Below are 19400 nucleotides of genomic sequence, written 5' to 3'. Positions count from 1 at the left end.
CATAGCTAAATACACAGAAGAAATTTTTAACAGATAATAACTTAAAATTATGTATAAAAGAGAATAATACTTACATAGATATACCAAAAGAAATTATAAAAAATATAGATAGTGAAGAATCTATGTTACAAGATTATATTAGAATATACACAAATATAGAAAATTTAAAAGAAAACATTAACAAATATTTATTTGATAAAAATAGTAGTATAGGTTCTAATGAAATAGGAAATCAACTTATGAAAATCAAATCAGAAGATAATTTACATAAAATCCTACCTTACATAAATACAGATATATACGAGTTAGAAGAAAGATTTAAAGTACTAGTGTCATACTTTGGCATAGATATAGAAGAGATAAACTCTATGAGAGAAGAAGTTAAAAATAATTATATAAATAATTCATATGATAATAGTGGTGTTATAGATAAGTACTATTTAAAAGAGATAATAAATAGTGTTAAAAATTCTAAAATGTATTCATTAAAATCAAAGTCTAGATATGGAAGTATGTCTAGTGAGTATGATTTAAAAAATAAAGAAGATATAATTGATTTTAATGATGAAGAAGTTGGTGGAGAATACTGTCCAATACTTGTTGTATATAAACCAGCTAAGTATAATAGAGGTTCTTATGTCCTTGAAGATAAATCTTATGTATACATAAAACGTCAACCATTAGATGCCCTAATAAAACAAGAAAGGTTAGAAGAAAGAGGTATTGATGGTATGGGTGCAATTACTTACATAAAATTAAAAAGGGATCTTACTAACGAAAACTTACAAGAGATAATGGCGGAGCTATATGTATATGGTCAAAAAAATGACCTTAAAATTGAAAATATAAAATTAGCTGATATAACATCAAATAAAATTTGGCTTACTGCAGATAGATTAAAAAAAGAATATAAAGAATTAAGATATTACCATAAAAATTTAACTCAAAAAGTAAAGGATATATATGAATCTACAGGAGCTTATTATACACAAATAAGTGGAAAGTATATATTTGATAGTAGGGAACTTTTACATTGCTACAATACTTTTAAACATAAAGATATAAACAATTAGAATATATGTCTAAGTAAAGAAGTATAATAAGAGAAAGCGCTTGTGGTATAAAGTAAATAAAAATATATATAAAAATAAAATTTTATAATTGACAATATATGTTTTAGAATATACAATTAGTTTCATAAATAAAAATATTCAAAAAATTAAATAAAAAACCTTATCAAGAGAGACGGAGGGAATGGCCCGATGATGTCTCAGCAACCTACCTATAATGGTGTGGTGCTAATTCCAACAGGATTTAATCCTGAAAGATGAGGGGAAGTATATTAATATAAACGTTAAAAATCTTCTTCTCATTTTGGGAAGAAGATTTTTTATTTTGTAAAAAAGGGAGGAGCTATATTTGATTCAATTAAAAAATATTAAAAAAACGTATGTATTAGGTAAAAGTTCAGTGGAAGCATTAAAGGGTGTAAATTTAGATATTAAAGAAGGAGAGATATGCGGAATAATTGGATTTAGCGGTGCTGGTAAAAGCACATTAGTACGATGCATTAATTTATTAGAAAGACCTACATCAGGTGATGTATTTATAGGTAATCAAAATATAATGAAGCTATCATCTAAGGATTTAAGAGAAAGTAGAAAAAATATAGGTATGATTTTTCAGCACTTTAATCTTATGAAGTCAAAAACTGTGTTTAAAAATATAGCATATCCTCTAAAGGGTAGTGGGCTTAGTAAAGATGATATAAAAAATAGAGTGATAGATCTTTTAGAATTAGTAGGATTAAGTGATAAGATTAATAGTTATCCATCTCAACTAAGTGGAGGTCAAAAACAAAGGGTTGCAATAGCAAGAGCATTAGCTAATAACCCAAAAGTACTTTTATGTGATGAAGCAACATCAGCACTTGATCCACAAACAACTCAATCTATACTTAATTTGTTAAAAGATATTAACGAAAAACTTAATTTAACTATAGTAATAATTACACATGAGATGCATGTAGTAAAAGAAATTTGTGACAATATTGCTGTTATGGAAGATGGAAATATAGTTGAAAAAGGAGATATACTAAATATATTTTCAAATCCACAAGCTAAGGTTACAAAAAATTTTATATCAACATTATTTCAAAATAATAAAATATACGATTTACTTAAAAAAGATCTGTTTATAAAAGAAATAAAAGAAGATGAAGTATTAGCAAAAATATCTTTTGTTGGTCAAAATACAGGTCAGGCATTTATATCGAAAATATCTAGAAAATTTAAAATAGATGCAAGTATATTATTTGGGAATATAGAGATGGTAAAAAATATACCAATTGGAAATTTAATCGTAAAACTAAGTGGGCAAACTGAGAATATATTGAATGCAGGTAAATATCTTAAAGAACATAATATTAATTTGGAGGTGATTGATTATGACAGAAATACTAAAAACACTGATACCAAATGTAGTTAATTTATATCCGGAAATGATAAAGGCTCTATTTGAAACTTTATATATGGTTTTAGTATCTGGAATAATATCTACAGTAATAGGTTTTCCTATAGGAGTAGTACTTGTAATAACTAGGAAAGATGGAATATTAGAAAACAAAGTTATAAACACAATATTAGGTAAAATAATAAATATTTTTAGATCAATACCATTTATTATTTTACTGGCAACTATACTACCAATTACGAGATTTTTCGTTGGAACAACAATTGGAACACAGGGTGCGTTAGTGCCGCTTATATTTGGATCAACTCCATTTGTTGCAAGGCAAATAGAATCTGTTTTACTAGATATTGATACTGGCGTTATAGAAGCTGCACAATCTATGGGATCAAGCCCATTTGAAATAATTTATAGAGTAATGCTACCAGAAGGTTTTGGTGGAATTATATACGCTATTACAATTACTACAATTAGTTTAATTGGATTATCAGCAATGGCTGGAACTGTTGGCGGTGGAGGTCTTGGAGACTTTGCAATAAGATATGGATATCAATATTTTCAAACTGATGTAATGATAGTAACTGTGGTAATACTTCTTATTTTAGTAAATCTTGTTCAAGGATTTGGAGATTTACTACTTAAAAAACTTAGTCATTAATTTAAAGGGGGAATTTTATTATGAAAAAAATATTTACATTACTTTTAACAATAATAATATCAATAGGTAGTTTAGTAGGATGTAGTAATACATCTAATGATGATAACAAAACTGTAAAACTAGGAGTTACGGGTGAAGAACATGAAATATGGGATTTAGTAAAAGAAAAATTAGCCAAAGAAGATATTAACTTAGAAATTATTAGTTTCTCTGATTATATAAGACCTAATCTAGCACTTTCTGAAGGTGAGATTGATTTAAATGCTTTTCAACATCATGCTTATTTAGAAAACTTTAATGCAGAAAGAAAATTAGATTTAGTATCAATAGGTGACACAGTATTTGCGCCAATGGCAATATATCCTGGGAAATTAAAATCGCTTGATGAAATTAAAGAAAAATCAACAATTGCAGTTCCAAATGATGCTACAAATTTAGGAAGAGCTTTAATACTTCTTCAAAGTGTAGGATTAATAAAATTAAAAGAAGATGTAGGTTTACTTCCAACTCTTAAAGATATAGTTGAAAACACTAAAAATATTGAAATAAAAGAATTAGTAGCAACTCAAATACCGAGATCTCTTCAAGATATTGATGTAGCAGTTATAAATAGTGGAGTAGCTGTAAATGCTAAATTGTCACCAACAGAGGATGCTTTATTTATTGAAGATTCAAGCTTAGAAATATCAAAGCCATATATAAATTTAATTGCAGCAAGAAGTAAAGATAAGGACAATGAAGTTTATAAAAAGGTAGTAAAGGCTTACCAGTCACAAGAAATAAAAGATGCTATAAATAAATTATTTAAGGGAGAATCTATACCAGCATTTTAATAAATAAAAATAAGGGGGAAATAATATGGGAAATTTCAATGTAGATACAAAAGAATTAAATTTAGAAGAAGTAAAAAATGATTTAATAAAGATAATAGACGAGAATAAAGAAATATATATATATGCAAGTCATGCTATTCATAGCAATCCTGAGATAGGAAATAAAGAATATTTCGCTTGTGAAACACTTTCTAATTTACTAAAAGAAAATGGGTTTGAGGTAGAAACTAATATTGCAGGTCATGTTACTGGATTTATAGCGAGGAAAAAATCCAAAACCAATATAGGTAAAACTATTGGATTTTTAGCAGAGTATGATGCTTTGCCAGGTATTGGTCACGCTTGTGGACATAATATAATTGGAGTAGCTAGTTGTGCAGCAGCAATAGCATTATCTCAAGAAATTGATGAAATTGGCGGAGAAGTAATCGTATTTGGATGCCCATCTGAAGAAGGTGGAGAAAATGGCAGTGCTAAAGGAAGCTTTGTAAAAGCTAATGTATTTGATAATGTTGATGCTTGTTTAATGATACATCCATCAAATGAAACTTCAGTTACAGGAAATAGCTTAGCAGTTGACCCTATAGATTTTGAATTTATAGGAAAACCAGCACATGCAGCAGCTTGCCCTGAAAAAGGAATAAATGCACTTGATGGAGTAATTCAACTTTTTAATGGAATAAATGCACTTCGTCAACATGTACCTGATGATGTTAGAATACATGGAATAATAACACATGGAGGTGATGCACCAAATATAGTACCTGAATATGCAAAAGCCAGATTTTATATAAGAGCACAAACTAGAAAGACTTTAAATGAAGTGACTAACAAAATAAAATCAATAGCTAATGGAGCGGCATTAAGTACAGGAGCCAGTGTTAATATAAAATTTTTCCAAAATCAAGTGGACAATTTTTATGTAAACAATAAATTTAATGAACTTTTCGTTAGTGTTATAAATGAGCTAGGTCATGAAATCTGCACTGAAAGACAAAATGGATTTGGTTCTACAGATGCTGGAAATGTAAGCCATGTAGTACCAACGCTTCATCCACATATAAAAATAGGTCCGTCTAGTTTAGTAGGTCATACAGAGGAGTTTTGCAAAGCATCAGCATCAAAAGAAGGAGATGAAGCTTTAATAATTGGAGCAAAATCTTTATCTCTTACAGCCTTAAAACTTTTAGTTGACGGTGAAGTTTTTAAAGAAATAAAAGAAGAATTTGAAAATAATAAATATTTATTATAAATAATATAAAAGGCTATGATACAAAAATCATAGTCTTAAATTTAAATTTTTCAATTAATCTAAACTAATAGTCCCATACTAATAGTGTTATAGTAAATATCATTTATAAAAATATCACTTTTAAAATTACCTTCTTCCTCAAATCCAAATTTTTTATATAAATTAATAGCTTTATAATTATCTTCTCTAACCGATAAAGTTACTTTTTTAGTTATACTATTAGATTTAGCCCAATTTATTAGATAAGTCATAACTTCATTAGCAATGCCAAGTCCCCAGTATTCACTAAATACACTAATCCCAAGAGAACCAACATGTTTAAGTCTATCCTTTTGAACTGAAGTAATTGAAGCGACACTTACAATTTTTCCGTCAACCAAGGTAACTATCATTATAGAATTATTTGTATCTTCATGAGAATTTATATATTTTTCTTCATTTTCTAAACTCATATTAAATTCATTTTCTCCAAAAGTTAAAAAATCACTTTCACCACCAATTTTATTAAGATAGTTAATTATTTCTTGAGCATCTTTTGTATTAGCTTTTCTTATTATAGCTTTCTTATCATTTTTTAATAAAATCTCTTTCATAATTTATCCCCCTATAAATTAATCTATTTTAATCTTAGCCCAAGTAGTTTTATGACAATATGGACATTTAAGTCTTCTACTATCACCAGCATGTAAAGTAAACATATCTCTAAATTTAATATTAAAAACTTTTTGGCAGCTTTGACATTCATAAGGAAATTTCATTAGCTTAGTATATACGCTAATAACTAAAAAAATAGGTATGCCACCTAAAATTAGCCATGCCCAAATACTATTAATTGGAATATTAAATATTTCAAGTATTATAGTCCCTATTATATAAACCACTGTAAATATTCCAATATCTATCCAAATAAGCTTTTGAAGTTTTCTAAAATAATTTTCCTTTTTCATAAAACCAATCCCTTCATACGCTATTAAAGTAATTGTATATATAAAGTAAAGTATTTGCAAGAAATTAAATATAGGGTTAGAAATAATAACTTATGAATTTTAAAAGGCATATATTAGATAGTTTTTCTAGAGTTTATTAAGTATAATTAAAAATGACAATAAATAAAATTTTGGAGGGGGATATGAAAAATATATTAGTATTAGAGGACGATGAATCTTTAAACAACGGTATAAGTTTTATGTTAAAAAGAGAAGGGTATAATGTATTTTCTACATTTAATATACAACAAGCAAAAGAATTTTTTTATAACAATAATATAAATTTAATAATATCAGATATAAATTTACCTGATGGGGATGGGCTATCATTTTGTGAAGAAATAAGAAAAATAAGTGATGTATTTATAATATTTTTGACTGCTCTTGATGAAGAAGTAAACATAGTAAATGGATATAACATTGGAGGGGATGATTATATAACAAAGCCTTTTAGCTTAATAGTGTTAATATCAAAAGTAAATGCATTTATGAAAAGAATAAATAAAGAAGAATCAAAATTTAAGTATATAGTATCAGATGAAATAACATTTTATTTAGAAGAGTTAAAGATAATTAAAAATAATGAAGAGTTAATACTTACTAAAAATGAATATAAGCTACTTAAATATATGATGGAAAATAGTCAGCAAATATTAACAAAAGACCAATTACTTGAATGTATATGGGAATGTGATGGTCAATTTGTATATGATAATGCAGTAGCTGTAAATATAAAAAGGTTAAGGGATAAAGTTGAAGATGATATAAAAAGTCCAACTTATATAAAGAATGTAAGAGGAATTGGATATACATGGGCAAAAGGATGTGTTAGAAAATGATAAAATCTCTAAAGCAAGACCCATTATTAAAAAGTACGGTAGTAAAAATTAGTTTACTATTTTTATTACTTACATTAGTTTTAAATGTATTTCATATAAGTCAACTAGATGCTCTTTACAAAGAACAAATAAATTTAACAAGATCTATGGTAGGAAAACTTGTGACATATTACCCAAAAGATGAAGCAAATATAGTGAATGTATTAAAAGAAGGTAATGAAGATTTAGAAAACAGGGGTAAAAGTGTGCTAAATAAATATGGATATAAAGATAATAGCATACTTAAAGATAATAAAAGTAAAGTAATAATTTATAAGTCTATAATAGTGTTTTTTTAGTATCACTAATAGCATTAATACTTAGTTTGATACTACTTAGTAAACTCTTTAAATCATTAATAAAAATGATAGATAATATATCTGATTATATTGATAATTTTATAAAAAATAACTATAAAGTAGAAGAAAAACTCGAAGAAGATGGAATATTTATGAGTTTAATATCTAGAACGAAAGATTTAGGTAAAAAACTAGATATAGAACTTAATAAATTAAATAATGAAAAAGAGAATTTAAAATCATTAATAACAGATATATCACACCAATTAAAAACGCCACTAGCATCGATAAGCTTGTATAATTCAATACTTTTAGAGGATGATATATCAAAAGAAGATAGAAAGACCTTTGTAATTCAAAATGAAGAAAGTACAAAAAAATTACATAATCTTATAGACTCATTAGTTAACATATCAAGGCTAGAATCGAGTATGATAAAAATAAATCCAGAGTGTATAAACATAAAAAATACTATTATAAAAGCAGTTAAGAGTGTTTATATAAAAGCAATAAATAAAAATATAGAAATAAACTTAGATGAATTTGAAGATTTAAAAGTAAATCATGATAAAAAATGGACAGAGGAAGCTATATTTAATGTACTAGATAATGCTATAAAGTATACAGAGGATAATGGAAATATAGATATAAAAATATCTCAAACTATAAGTTATTTAAGAATAGATATAAAAGATAATGGGATAGGAATAAATAAAGAAGAACTAAATAATTTATTCAAAAGATTTTATAGAGGGAAAGAAGCTAAAGATATTGAAGGCTCTGGAGTTGGATTATACTTAAGTAGAAAAATAGTAGAAGCTCAAGGAGGTTCAATAGTAGCTAGTAAAAATATAGATAAAGGAAGTACATTCTCCCTATTATTGCAAAAATGCAATAATTAATGACATTATGCTGAAAGACTAATCTCTTATTATATAGTTATAACAAACAGGGAGGATAAGAAAATGAAAGTACTAGAAACTAAAAGTTTAAAAAAATATTATGGAAAAGATGAAAATATAGTAAAGGCAATAGATAATACTTCAATAGAAATAAATCAAGGTGAATTCGTTGCAATAGTAGGTAAATCAGGAAGTGGAAAAAGTACGCTACTACATATGTTAGGAGGTCTAGATAGACCAACTAGTGGAAATGTATATATAGATAATAAAGATATATTTTCATTAAATGATGATAAATTAAGTGTATTTAGAAGAAGGAAAATAGGATTTATATTTCAATATTATAATTTAATACAAAGTTTAAATGTTTGGGAAAATATAGTATTACCTATTGGGCTTGATGGAAGAAAAGTTGACATAGATTTTGTAAATGATGTTATAAAAACTTTAGGGCTTGAAGATAAAAAAGAAAGCTTACCAAATACATTATCAGGTGGCCAACAGCAAAGAGTTGCGATAGCTAGGGCACTAGCAGCAAGGCCAGCAATAATACTTGCAGATGAGCCAACAGGTAACTTAGATTCAAAAACTAGTGATGAAGTTATGATGTTACTTAAAAATATGGTTAAAAAATATTCTCAAACATTAGTTATTATAACTCATGATGAAAGCATAGCTCAAATGGCAGATAGAGTTATTCATATAGAAGATGGTAAGGTTATAAAAGGTGGTGCTATAAATGAATAGTATCATTAATAACATAGTAAAAAGCAATTTAAAGGAAAATAAATTAAGAAGTATAATGGTAATGATAGCAGTAGTACTTACGACCACATTACTTACATCAGTTGGGATAATAACTTTAACTATGATGCAAAATCAGAAAGAAAGAACTATAGAAGGGTACGGAAATGCACATGCATATTATAGAAAACTAGAAGAAGAACAAGTAGAAAAATTAAAAGCACATAAAGATGTAGAAATATTTGGAATAAATGGAAGTCAGATTGGAAAATTTGAGCTTGATGAATCTTTATTTGGATTTGGGTATGTAGATGAAAATGCACTTGACCTTTCGAACAAATCTATTATAAAAGGAACATTTCCAACAAAATCAAATGAAGTATTAATTGATAAAAAAGGTCTTAAAAAATTAGGATATAGTGATGAAGTAGGACAAACTATAAAGATTAAATTCCATGATATAAATAAAAACTATACAGAAAAAGATTTTATAGTAAGTGGGATTATACCTTTAGATGAAGGGTCAGAGGCAAATAATGCTCACATGATAATAGTTTCTAAAAAATTTATGAAAGAAAATAATTATAAAACAAGTCTAAGAGCGAATATAAGAATAAAAAATGAAGATAAATTATCAAGAGTTGAATTAGAAGAAAAAATAAATGAAGTAGCAAGTAGCCTAGGCTTTAAAGAAGAAAACACAGTTTTAAATAGTATGTATTTATTATGGATGAAACCAAATCCAACAACTGTATTATGTGCAGTAGTAGTATGTTTGGTAATTATGTTTTCTGCAATACTTGTAATTTATAATATATTCTATATATCAATAATAAATAGAATACAAGACTTTGGAAAATTAAAAGCAATAGGTTGCACTAAAAAACAACTGAAACAAATTATTATAAAAGAAGGTATGATTTTATCTATAATTGCAATTCCATTAGGAATCACATTAGGATATATAATAAGTAGCTTAATATTAAATAATATATTAGGATTAATTGGAGAAAAAGCAACAAATTTAAGTATTAAGACTAATTCTTCAATAATAATAGGCTCAGCAATACTTACATTATTAACTGTATATATATCATTATTAAAACCAAGTAAAATAGCCGCAAAAATATCACCAGTTGAAGCTATGAAATACATTGAAAGTAACAATGATAGCAAGAAGAAAAATAGAAAGGGCTATATAGATATAGATGTATTAAAACTTACTAAGGCAAATTTATATAGAAATAAAAAGCGTACATTAATAACAGTACTATCACTTTCATTAAGTGGAATGCTTATAATCGCAGCATCAACAGTTATGATGAGTATCAACACAGAGCAAATGGTTAAGTATGGATTGGCAGGTGATTTTTCATTTGGACATAAATATATTGGATATGATTTTGAAAAAGAAAAAGCTGACTTTATAAATAACAATCCATTAAATCAAGACTTTATAAATAATATAAAAAATATAGATGGTGTAGAGCGAATTGATGAAATAAGAGAAATTAAAGTAACTACTCCGAATATAGGTGGAGAAATGAAAAAGGTAGAGCCAGAACTTAAAGACGTAGAAATAGATTTAGATGGTTATACTGATGATATGTTAAAACTTGCAGGTAGTGATTTAACTTCTGGTAAATTTAACTTAGAAAAAATAAAAAGTGGGGAAGAAGTTTTAATAAATGGATCAGCAGAACATTGGAATGGATTTAAGGTAGGAGATATAATAACTTTAACTGTGAATGAAGATAATAAAAAAGTGGACAAAAAAGTAAGAGTTCAAGGAAGAACAAAGTATCATTTAGGAGGAGAAGTTATTACAAGCATAGACTTTATAACAAATCCAAAGTATATAACTTCAATATCAATTAGTGTAGATAAAAATAAAGAAGAATCTATAGGTAAAGCTTTAACTAATATATCAAATGAATATAAAAAATTAAATTATTCTTCATATAAAGAGCGATTAGAAAATTATGAAAAATCATTTATGTCAACTAATATGATGGGATATTCCCTTATAACTATTATAGGAGTTATAAGTTTAGTAAATCTTATAAATACAATGATAACAAGTATATTATCTAGAAAAAAAGAAATAGGTATACTTCAAGCAATTGGTATGAGTGATAAACAACTTTTAAAAATGCTTAAATTAGAAGGTGTATTTTATACAATATCAACTTTAGTATTTTCATTAATATTTGGAAGTGCTATAGGATATCTTGGATATAAAGTAATGTATAACACAGGTGCTGAATATATGATTTATAAATTCCCGATAGTTCCAGGCTTAATAGTTGTAGTAGTTATGGTATTAGTTCAATTTGTTATAGGATATATAATAAATAAAATATTTAATAAAGAATCATTAATAGATAGAGTAAGATATAGTGAAAATTAAAATATAAAAAATAGTACTGCATTAATGTAGTACTATTTTTTATACTAAATAAATTAGTTTACTAATACTAAAAAAAATTCATAAATATATAAAAAATAGTGGAAATATTATACTGTGAATAGTATATTTATAGTATAAGTGAAAATAGGAGGATCAAATTGAAAGAGGATATAGGTTTAAAAATAAAACAATTAAGAACAAGTAAAAATATGACATTAAAAGATTTAAGTGAAAAAACAAACTTATCAATAGGATTTTTATCTCAATTAGAAAGAGGATTAACAAGTATTGCTACAGATACTTTACAAACCATAGCTGAGGTATTTGATGTAGAATTATCTTATTTTTTCTTAAAACCAAGAGTAAAAAATAAGCAAGTTGTGAGAAGCTATGAAAAAGAAGTGTATAATATATGCACTTTTGGATGTATACAATACAATTTATCAAATAATCTAGATGATAAACAAATGCTTCCTAGGCTGGTAGAGATATTACCAAATAATACAGAAGAGGATATACAGCCTTATAGTCATGAGGGAGAAGAATTTATCTATATACTTGAAGGAACATTAACTTTATTTTTAGATGAAAAAGAGTATGAACTTTATCCAGGGGATAGTGTACATTTTAGTTCCCTACAACATCACAATTGGGCAAATTATACAAATAAAATGGTAAAAATTTTAGTAACATCCACTCCAAATCCATATAAAAAATAATATAGGTGATATTATGAATAATCCATTAATAATTAATATACAAAAATGTAGTATACATGATGGACCAGGTATAAGAACAACTGTGTTTTTTAAGGGATGTCCTCTAGAATGTGCTTGGTGCCATAACCCAGAAAGTCAATCTTACGCAAAAGAAGTTCTTTACAATGAAGAAAAATGTAGCCGATGTGAGACTTGTATTAAAAAGTGTCCAAACGATGCTATATACACACAAGAAAACAATGTGTATTTGGAAAAAAATAAGTGTAAACTTTGTGAAACTTGTTTAGATTATTGTATAAATAATGCTAGAGAAATGGTAGGAACTACTTATAAAGTTAAAGAACTAGCAAAAGAAATTGAAAAGGATATGATGTTTTATGAACAATCTAACGGAGGAGTTACCTTGTCTGGAGGAGAGGTAATGGCTCAAGATATAGATTACATAAAAAGTATTGTATTAGCTTGCAAAAATAAAGGTATAAGTGTAGCAATAGATACTTGTGGCTATGCTAAATTTGATAATTATGAAAAAATACTTTCTTATGTAGACTTATTTTTATATGATATAAAACTTATTGATGATGAAAAGCATAAGAAGTTTACAGGAAAAAGTAACAACTTAGTCTTAGATAACTTGAAAAAATTAAGTGAAAAAAATGCAAATATAAATGTGAGAATACCTTTAATAGAAGGTGTAAATGTAGATGAAGGCAATACAGAAGTATTAAAGATTATAGAGTTCTTAAAAGATACTAATGTAAAAGAAGTCAATCTTCTACCTTATCATAATATAGGAATGCATAAATATAAAAAGCTTTATAGGGATTATGAAGGATTAGAGTTTAAAAAGCCAGATGATAAAAAGTTAGAAGAAATTAGGTCTTTATTTGAATTAAATAACTTTAAAATTAAAATAGGGGGATAATCAAAATGGATAGAGGTAATTTTGATAGAACTAAAAAACTAAGAAAACAAAGTGTAAATGGAGTACCTCATATAACTATTGAAAGAGCTCGTCTTATAACTGATGCTTATAAAAAATATGAAGGAAGTGTTGAAACGCCAGTTCTTAGAGCTTTAGCTTTTAAGCATTATATGGAAAATAGAACTTTATGTATAAATGATGGAGAACTTATTGTAGGAGAAAAAGGGGACTGCCCGCAAGGGGCACCAACTTATCCAGAGCTATGTTGCCATACTTTAGAAGACTTAGATATAATGAATCAAAGAGAAATAATATCTTTTAAAGTGGATAGTAATGTTAAAAAAATTCAAGAAGAAGAGATAATACCATACTGGGAAAATCGTCAAATAAGAAAGAGAATAATGGACTCTATGAATAAAGAATGGTTAGAGTGCTATGAAAGTGGGATTTTCACAGAATTTATGGAACAAAGAGCTCCTGGTCACACTGTTGGTGGAGGTAGCTTTTACAAAAAAGGATTTTTAGATTTTAAGAAAGAGATTAAATATGAAATAGATAAGCTAGACTTTATAAATGACTTAGATGCATACGATAAAAAATCACAGCTAGAGGCAATGGATATAGCTTGTGATGCTTTAATTATATATGGAAAACGATATGCTGATTATGCTAGAGAACTAGCAGATAAAGAAATTGATGAAAATAAGAAGAAAGAATTATTATTAATAGCGAAAAATTGTGATATTGTTCCAGCCAATAAACCACAAACTTTCCACCAAGCAGTACAAATGTATTGGTTTATACATGTTGGAGTTACAACTGAATTAAATATATGGGATGCCTTTAGTCCAGGAAGACTAGATCAGCACTTAAATCCTTTTTATGAAAATGATATTGAAGAAGGTACATTAGATGAAGACAAAGCAAAAGAAATTTTAGAATGCTTATGGATTAAATTTAATAACCAACCAGCACCACCTAAGGTAGGGATAACATTAAAAGAGAGTGGAACTTATACAGATTTTGCAAATATAAATACCGGTGGAGTAACTGAAGATGGTAAAGATGGTATAAATGATGTAAGTTATCTTATATTAGATGTAATGGATGAAATGAAGTTATTACAACCGAGCTCAAATGTTCAAATAAGCAGAAAAACTCCGGAAAGATTCTTAAAGAGAGCTTGTGAGGTATCTAGAAAAGGATGGGGTCAACCAGCGTTTTATAATACAGAGGCAATACTGCAAGAACTTATAGAAGCAGGTAAAAGTATAGAAGATGCTAGACATGGTGGTACTAGTGGATGTGTTGAAACTGGATGCTTTGGGAAAGAGGCATATATACTTACAGGATATATGAATTTACCTAAAATACTTGAGATAACTTTAAATAATGGTATAGATCCAATGAGCGGTAAAAAAATTGGAATAGAAACAGGAGATGCAAGAAATTTTAAAAGCTACCAAGATTTATTTGAAGCTTTAAAAGCTCAATTACATCACTTTGTTGATATAAAGGTAAATGGAAATAATATAATAGAAAGAATATATTCAAAGCACATGCCTGCTCCACTTATGAGTGTTATAGTTGATGATTGTATTAAAAAAGGAAAAGATTATAATGCTGGTGGAGCAAGATACAATACAAAGTATATTCAAGGTGTTGGTATAGGTACAATAACAGATAGTTTATCTTCTATTAAATATAATATATTTGATAAAGCTAAATTTACTATGGATGAACTTTTAACTGCACTTGAAAATAATTTTGAAGGTAATGAATTAATTTATAATTTAGTGTCTAACAAAACACCTAAATATGGAAACGATGATGACTATGCTGATGAATTAATGCAACAAGTATTTAATGCATTCTATAATGATGTAACAGGTAGAAAATCTCCTATAGGTGGAACATATAGAATAAACATGTTACCTACTACATGTCATGTATATTTTGGAGAGGTTATGAAAGCTAGTGCAAATGGAAGGCTTTCACAAAAACCATTATCAGAAGGTATATCACCAGAAAAAGGGGCTGATACAAATGGGCCTACAGCAGTAATAAAATCATGTTCTAAAATGGATCATATAAAAACAGGTGGAACACTACTTAATCAAAGATTTGCTCCATCCGTTGTAGAAGGAGAAGATGGACTTGATAATATGGCTAACTTAGTTAGAGCATACTTTAATATGGATGGACATCATATACAATTTAATGTATTTGATAAAAATGTTTTACTAAGAGCTCAAGAAAATCCTGATGAATACAAGGACTTAATAGTAAGAGTTGCAGGGTATAGTGACCATTTTAATAACTTAAGTAGAGCATTACAAGATGAGATAATAAATAGAACTGAGCAAGTTTTCTAATAAAATGCCAAAAGGAGATTGATAAAATGAATAAAAGCATTGGTTTTATAGGTTCTGGAAATATGGCAAAAGCAATGATAGGTGGAATAGTTAAATCAGGATTAGTTAATTCTGAAAATATAATTTCATCAGATTTAAATGAAAAAACGCTAAAGAGCATTAAAAATGAGTTTAATATAAATACAACTACAAAGTCAGATGAGGTTGTTAAAAATAGTGATATAGTAATAGTTGCAGTTAAACCTAATATATACGATGTTGTTTTAGAAAGCGTAAAAGATTTTATAGATAGTGATAAAATTATAGTAACTATAGCAGCTGGAAAAACTATATCTTCTATTGAAAATGTTATAGGTAAAGATAAAAAAATAATAAGAACTATGCCAAATACGCCTGCTTTAGTAAATGAAGGTATGAGCGCTATATGCCCAAATAAAAATATAATAGATGAAGAACTAGAAATAGTTAAATCTATATTTAGCTCATTTGGAAAAGCTGAAGTAGTAAATGAATATTTAATAGATTCTGTGATAGGTGTTAGTGGATCTTCACCTGCATATGTATTTATGTTTATAGAAGCTATGGCAGATGCTGCAGTACTTAATGGAATGCCGAGAAATCAAGCTTATAAATTTGCAGCTCAGGCAGTAATGGGATCTGCAAAAATGGTACTTGAAACAGGTATTCATCCAGGAGAGTTAAAGGATATGGTATGCTCTCCTGGAGGAACTACAATAGAAGCTGTTAAAACACTAGAAAATAAAGGGTTTAGAAGTTGTGTAATAGACGCTGTAACAGACTGTATTAAGAAATCGAAAGAGATGAGTGAATAAATATATATAACTAATAACTAAATACTTAACTAAAATAAGACTAGATATATATTATACTAGTCTTATTTTTATGCCCCTGAATATAATTTTATATAAGTGTTTTGAGGAGGGATATGTATTGCCAAACCATATAAAAGATATTTATATACAAAGTTTTAAGGGGATAAAAGATTTAAAATTAGAAGATATGAAATCAATAAATATATTAGTTGGAGATAATAATTCTAAAAAAACTACTGTACTTGAAGCTGTTGAGTTATTTGAAAGACCCTATGATTTTATATCTCACATAAAAAGAGTTAGCAGAAAATACAATCTAAAAACTGTCAAATATAATAAAATAAAGGAAATGTTTTATAACTGTGACTTAGACAATGAAATTAACATAAATTTATATATAAAAGATAAATTAAATAGATTATGCATAAATGGAAAAGAAGAACAACTTATATGTATTGATGATAATGGTCAAACTAATGAACTAAAAGATTTTGATAGAACAATACTTAGATATGAATTTAATAATGAATCTAGAGAATTTATTATGAGTGATAACCAAAAAAGCTTTATAAGGCCTAAAAAGCAATTAGAGCTTTTAAATATAGGATATATGATGCCAATAGATACATATATGGAAGATAGTTCTATAGAAGCAATAGATAGAGTTATAAAAAATGGAGAAAAACAAAGATTAATAGATATGCTAAAAATATTTGATGATAATATAGTAGATATAAACTTTACATCTGATAGAGAAATATATATAACTACTAATGATAAATTAAGTATGAGTATGGGTAGTTTTGGTGATGGATTTAAAAAAGCTATAATACTTACTTCTAAAGTTATAGATTCTGAAAATGGAATATTATTAGTAGATGAAATAGAAACAGGAATACATAAAGACATAATAGGAAAAATTTTTAAAGAAATAATAAAAAATAGTAAGTTATATAACACTCAGATAATAGCAACTACTCATAGTTTAGAGGCAATCGGAGCTCTACTTGAAAAATTTGATGAAAGTCTAAATGAAGTAGCTATATATAGGCTGGAAGAATTCAAAGGTCAAATATATTCAAGGAGATTTTCAGGAGATAAGGCCTATGAAATCGTAGTACAAGAAGGTGGTGATTTAAGATAATGGATCATTACCTTTTTATAGTAGAAGGGGCTCATGATGTTGCATTAATATCAAGTATACTTAGGGTATTAAAGTTTAGATGTATAAAAGATATTAATAAAGTAACAAAACCTTTTAATAATTTATTAATAGACAGATTTCCATACGAAAAAAATAGTTTAGAAAATTATAATAAGATACCTAGTTTTTATGATAAAGGAAATCAAAGTGTATGTATAATAAGTGCAGATGGAGAAACGAAATTAATTAAAGCATTAGATAATGCTATAAGCAAGTTTAGGTTAGATGAACTAGATGAGATTACTAAAGTAGTAATTTTTTGTGATGGTGACCTTAAGATTAGAGAAGATAAGATAAGTGAGTTAATAAAGATTAGCTTCCCAAAGGACAATGATTTAGAAATAAACAAAAATAAGTTAATTGATGGTTTTTTGTCATTAAATAATGTAGATATTATAAATATAGAAACTGAGTTTTTTGTTATGCCAAATAATAAAGATAGCGGAAGGTTAGAACAAATATTAATAGAAGCAATAAAATCAGTAGATAAAGCTTTATTAGAAGAGGTGGATTTATTCCTATCTAATATTCCTAATAAATATAAAAGTAAATGGGGAGAAAGTAACTCAAGATATGATAAAACTAGAATATCTTGTGTTGGAAATGTTAAAAATCCAGCTTCATCAATGGGATTATTAATAGGAAGTAGCAAATGGATAACATCAGATACGGTAAAAAGCTGTAAACTACTTGGAGGGATATATAAATATATAGAAGAAACAATTAAATGACCTAAATTTAGGTCATTTTTTATTGAAATATTTCTTAATCTTACAAAAATGTAAGTACAGTGTAATGCAATTAAATGTCTTCTTTTATACTATGATTATATAATTAAAGCATAAAATCATAGGAGATAAGGAGACAATATGAAAAAATTAGACGGATTTCAATTAAAAATTATAGCACTTGTATTAATGCTGATGGACCATTTGTATTTTGCATTCCCAACAGTATTTCCAGAATGGTTTCATCCATTATCAAGAATAGTTGCACCAATATTTGCTTATTTAATGGTAGAAGGATTTTTCCATACTAGAAATAGGTTTAAATATAATTTAAGACTTTGTGGATGGGCTTTATTTATGGAAGTTGGAAATAGACTTTTAAACATAATTTTAGCTTCTAAAGAAGTAGGTACTCATAATAATATATTTATGACTTTAGCATTAGGTCTTACAGTACTTAATTTAATAGAATTAGCTAAGAAGAATAATGGAATTAAAAAGATAGGATTAATAGTAGCTACTTTATTACTACTGACATTAACAATATTTGTAGAAGGCGGAATGGCTGTGATACCATTTATACTAATAACATATTTATTTAGAGAAAATATGAAAAAAACAGTTATTGGTTATACAGTTTTATCACTTATATTATTTAAGATAAATTTTATGTGGTATGGAGATATTAAAGAAACATTAAATATGTTAATGTTTAATTCAGATTTCTTACTTATATTAGCAGTACCATTTATATTAGCTTATAATGGAGAAAGAGGACTTAATAATAAGTTTTCAAAATATCTATTTTATGTATTTTACCCACTACACCTATGGGGATTAGCTGTATTGCAGTTTATATTAAAATAAAGGATGAAGCTATAGTATAGCTTCATCCTTTATTTTTTATATAAGGAAGTTATATAAAACAAGATAACTATTAAGTATTTAATATACACTCTTAATAATAGTTTTCAGTTATGGTATAATAATTAATCAGACTAATAGAAAATAAACTATATAAAATTATACATAATAAAAATTTTACAATAGATTACAAACAACAGAAATGAGGGAGGTAAAGCTAATGGAAATAGATAAAAATAAATTAACTCCTATGATGAAACAATACTTTGAAGTTAAAGATAGATATCCAGATTGTATATTATTTTTCAGATTAGGAGATTT

20 protein-coding genes and 1 riboswitch are annotated in these 19400 nt (G+C 26.8%); of the genes, 18 read left to right on the top strand and 2 right to left on the bottom strand.

Annotated elements, in window-relative coordinates; genetic code table 11:
• Positions 1 to 122 precede the first annotated feature (122 nt).
• The 5 genes from BN899_RS09320 (at position 123) to BN899_RS09300 (ending at position 5212) form a co-directional block, all read left to right on the top strand.
• Positions 123 to 1073, top strand: a complete 951-nt coding sequence (locus BN899_RS09320; protein ID WP_042274865.1) for a hypothetical protein — start codon at positions 123 to 125, stop codon at positions 1071 to 1073.
• 157 nt (positions 1074 to 1230) lie between these two features.
• Positions 1231 to 1334, top strand: a riboswitch (SAM riboswitch).
• A gap of 85 nt (positions 1335 to 1419) precedes the next feature.
• A complete protein-coding gene (locus BN899_RS09315) occupies positions 1420 to 2487 on the top strand; it encodes a methionine ABC transporter ATP-binding protein (RefSeq protein ID WP_042274864.1) in 1068 nt (355 codons plus the stop codon).
• Positions 2447 to 3127 (top strand): methionine ABC transporter permease, encoded by a 681-nt coding sequence (locus tag BN899_RS09310; protein WP_042274863.1) that lies wholly within the window; start codon positions 2447 to 2449, stop codon positions 3125 to 3127. Before BN899_RS09315 ends, BN899_RS09310 begins: the two co-directional genes overlap by 41 nt.
• A gap of 20 nt (positions 3128 to 3147) precedes the next feature.
• Entirely contained in the window at positions 3148 to 3960 is an 813-nt protein-coding gene (locus BN899_RS09305) for a MetQ/NlpA family ABC transporter substrate-binding protein (RefSeq protein ID WP_042274861.1), read from the top strand.
• Between the two features lie 25 nt (positions 3961 to 3985).
• Entirely contained in the window at positions 3986 to 5212 is a 1227-nt protein-coding gene (locus BN899_RS09300) for a M20 family metallopeptidase (protein WP_042274860.1), read from the top strand.
• A 59-nt stretch (positions 5213 to 5271) separates the two neighbouring features.
• Here the strand turns inward: BN899_RS09300 and BN899_RS09295 are convergent, their stop codons facing one another.
• Both BN899_RS09295 and BN899_RS09290 read right to left on the bottom strand, forming a co-directional pair.
• Positions 5272 to 5805 (bottom strand): GNAT family N-acetyltransferase, encoded by a 534-nt coding sequence (locus tag BN899_RS09295; RefSeq protein WP_042274858.1) that lies wholly within the window; start codon positions 5803 to 5805, stop codon positions 5272 to 5274.
• An 18-nt stretch (positions 5806 to 5823) separates the two neighbouring features.
• The gene (locus BN899_RS09290; RefSeq protein ID WP_042274857.1) at positions 5824 to 6159 is read right to left on the bottom strand and encodes a hypothetical protein; all 336 of its coding nucleotides are present in this window, start codon (positions 6157 to 6159) and stop codon (positions 5824 to 5826) included.
• A gap of 182 nt (positions 6160 to 6341) precedes the next feature.
• Here BN899_RS09290 and BN899_RS09285 point away from each other — a divergent pair, with 182 nt between their 5' ends.
• From BN899_RS09285 to BN899_RS20995, 13 genes are all read left to right on the top strand, one after another.
• A complete protein-coding gene (locus tag BN899_RS09285) occupies positions 6342 to 7037 on the top strand; it encodes a response regulator transcription factor (RefSeq protein WP_042274856.1) in 696 nt (231 codons plus the stop codon).
• On the top strand, positions 7034 to 7375 hold the full coding sequence (locus BN899_RS18650) for a hypothetical protein (RefSeq protein WP_052356776.1): 342 nt from the start codon (positions 7034 to 7036) through the stop codon (positions 7373 to 7375). The genes BN899_RS09285 and BN899_RS18650 overlap by 4 nt, the downstream gene beginning before the upstream one ends.
• Positions 7376 to 7440: 65 nt before the next feature.
• The gene (locus BN899_RS09280; protein WP_154658895.1) at positions 7441 to 8277 is read left to right on the top strand and encodes a sensor histidine kinase; all 837 of its coding nucleotides are present in this window, start codon (positions 7441 to 7443) and stop codon (positions 8275 to 8277) included.
• 63 nt (positions 8278 to 8340) lie between these two features.
• Positions 8341 to 9024, top strand: coding sequence for an ABC transporter ATP-binding protein (locus BN899_RS09275; protein WP_042274854.1), 684 nt, complete (start codon positions 8341 to 8343; stop codon positions 9022 to 9024).
• On the top strand, positions 9017 to 11431 hold the full coding sequence (locus tag BN899_RS09270) for an ABC transporter permease (protein ID WP_042274853.1): 2415 nt from the start codon (positions 9017 to 9019) through the stop codon (positions 11429 to 11431). The genes BN899_RS09275 and BN899_RS09270 overlap by 8 nt, the downstream gene beginning before the upstream one ends.
• A gap of 158 nt (positions 11432 to 11589) precedes the next feature.
• The gene (locus tag BN899_RS09265; protein ID WP_042274852.1) at positions 11590 to 12150 is read left to right on the top strand and encodes a helix-turn-helix domain-containing protein; all 561 of its coding nucleotides are present in this window, start codon (positions 11590 to 11592) and stop codon (positions 12148 to 12150) included.
• A gap of 13 nt (positions 12151 to 12163) precedes the next feature.
• Positions 12164 to 13075, top strand: a complete 912-nt coding sequence (locus BN899_RS09260; RefSeq protein WP_042274851.1) for a trans-4-hydroxy-L-proline dehydratase activase — start codon at positions 12164 to 12166, stop codon at positions 13073 to 13075.
• Positions 13076 to 13080: 5 nt separating this feature from the next.
• The gene (gene hypD / locus BN899_RS09255) at positions 13081 to 15450 is read left to right on the top strand and encodes a trans-4-hydroxy-L-proline dehydratase (protein WP_042274849.1); all 2370 of its coding nucleotides are present in this window, start codon (positions 13081 to 13083) and stop codon (positions 15448 to 15450) included.
• 26 nt (positions 15451 to 15476) lie between these two features.
• On the top strand, positions 15477 to 16283 hold the full coding sequence (gene proC, locus BN899_RS09250; RefSeq protein WP_042274848.1) for a pyrroline-5-carboxylate reductase: 807 nt from the start codon (positions 15477 to 15479) through the stop codon (positions 16281 to 16283).
• Between the two features lie 118 nt (positions 16284 to 16401).
• On the top strand, positions 16402 to 17427 hold the full coding sequence (locus BN899_RS09245) for an AAA family ATPase (RefSeq protein ID WP_042274847.1): 1026 nt from the start codon (positions 16402 to 16404) through the stop codon (positions 17425 to 17427).
• On the top strand, positions 17427 to 18218 hold the full coding sequence (locus tag BN899_RS09240; protein WP_042274846.1) for a DUF3226 domain-containing protein: 792 nt from the start codon (positions 17427 to 17429) through the stop codon (positions 18216 to 18218). Before BN899_RS09245 ends, BN899_RS09240 begins: the two co-directional genes overlap by 1 nt.
• A gap of 138 nt (positions 18219 to 18356) precedes the next feature.
• Positions 18357 to 19082 carry a TraX family protein gene (locus BN899_RS09235; RefSeq protein WP_042274845.1) on the top strand — a complete coding sequence of 242 codons (726 nt, stop codon included), beginning with the start codon at positions 18357 to 18359 and terminating at the stop codon, positions 19080 to 19082.
• Between the two features lie 217 nt (positions 19083 to 19299).
• Positions 19300 to 19400 (top strand): MutS N-terminal domain-containing protein (locus BN899_RS20995; protein WP_370659292.1); only part of this gene is annotated, 101 nt, incomplete at its 3' end.

Origin of the sequence: Faecalimicrobium dakarense (assembly GCF_000499525.1) — a bacterium.
Lineage (GTDB): Bacteria > Bacillota > Clostridia > Peptostreptococcales > Peptostreptococcaceae > Faecalimicrobium > Faecalimicrobium dakarense.
Note: the sequence above shows the minus strand (reverse complement) of the source record. Positions and strands in the feature narration are given on the sequence as shown.

Coding starts and splice junctions, on each gene's coding strand:
- BN899_RS09280 (WP_154658895.1), top strand. CDS start 7,441: ATGATAGATAATATATCTGATTATATTGATAATTTTATAAAAAATAAC.
- BN899_RS09285 (WP_042274856.1), top strand. CDS start 6,342: ATGAAAAATATATTAGTATTAGAGGACGATGAATCTTTAAACAACGGT.
- BN899_RS18650 (WP_052356776.1), top strand. CDS start 7,034: ATGATAAAATCTCTAAAGCAAGACCCATTATTAAAAAGTACGGTAGTA.
- BN899_RS09295 (WP_042274858.1), bottom strand. CDS start 5,805: ATGAAAGAGATTTTATTAAAAAATGATAAGAAAGCTATAATAAGAAAA.
- BN899_RS09240 (WP_042274846.1), top strand. CDS start 17,427: ATGGATCATTACCTTTTTATAGTAGAAGGGGCTCATGATGTTGCATTA.
- BN899_RS09320 (WP_042274865.1), top strand. CDS start 123: ATGTTACAAGATTATATTAGAATATACACAAATATAGAAAATTTAAAA.
- BN899_RS09270 (WP_042274853.1), top strand. CDS start 9,017: ATGAATAGTATCATTAATAACATAGTAAAAAGCAATTTAAAGGAAAAT.
- BN899_RS09290 (WP_042274857.1), bottom strand. CDS start 6,159: ATGAAAAAGGAAAATTATTTTAGAAAACTTCAAAAGCTTATTTGGATA.
- BN899_RS09275 (WP_042274854.1), top strand. CDS start 8,341: ATGAAAGTACTAGAAACTAAAAGTTTAAAAAAATATTATGGAAAAGAT.
- BN899_RS09260 (WP_042274851.1), top strand. CDS start 12,164: ATGAATAATCCATTAATAATTAATATACAAAAATGTAGTATACATGAT.
- BN899_RS09235 (WP_042274845.1), top strand. CDS start 18,357: ATGAAAAAATTAGACGGATTTCAATTAAAAATTATAGCACTTGTATTA.
- hypD (WP_042274849.1), top strand. CDS start 13,081: ATGGATAGAGGTAATTTTGATAGAACTAAAAAACTAAGAAAACAAAGT.
- BN899_RS09300 (WP_042274860.1), top strand. CDS start 3,986: ATGGGAAATTTCAATGTAGATACAAAAGAATTAAATTTAGAAGAAGTA.
- BN899_RS09305 (WP_042274861.1), top strand. CDS start 3,148: ATGAAAAAAATATTTACATTACTTTTAACAATAATAATATCAATAGGT.
- BN899_RS09310 (WP_042274863.1), top strand. CDS start 2,447: ATGACAGAAATACTAAAAACACTGATACCAAATGTAGTTAATTTATAT.
- proC (WP_042274848.1), top strand. CDS start 15,477: ATGAATAAAAGCATTGGTTTTATAGGTTCTGGAAATATGGCAAAAGCA.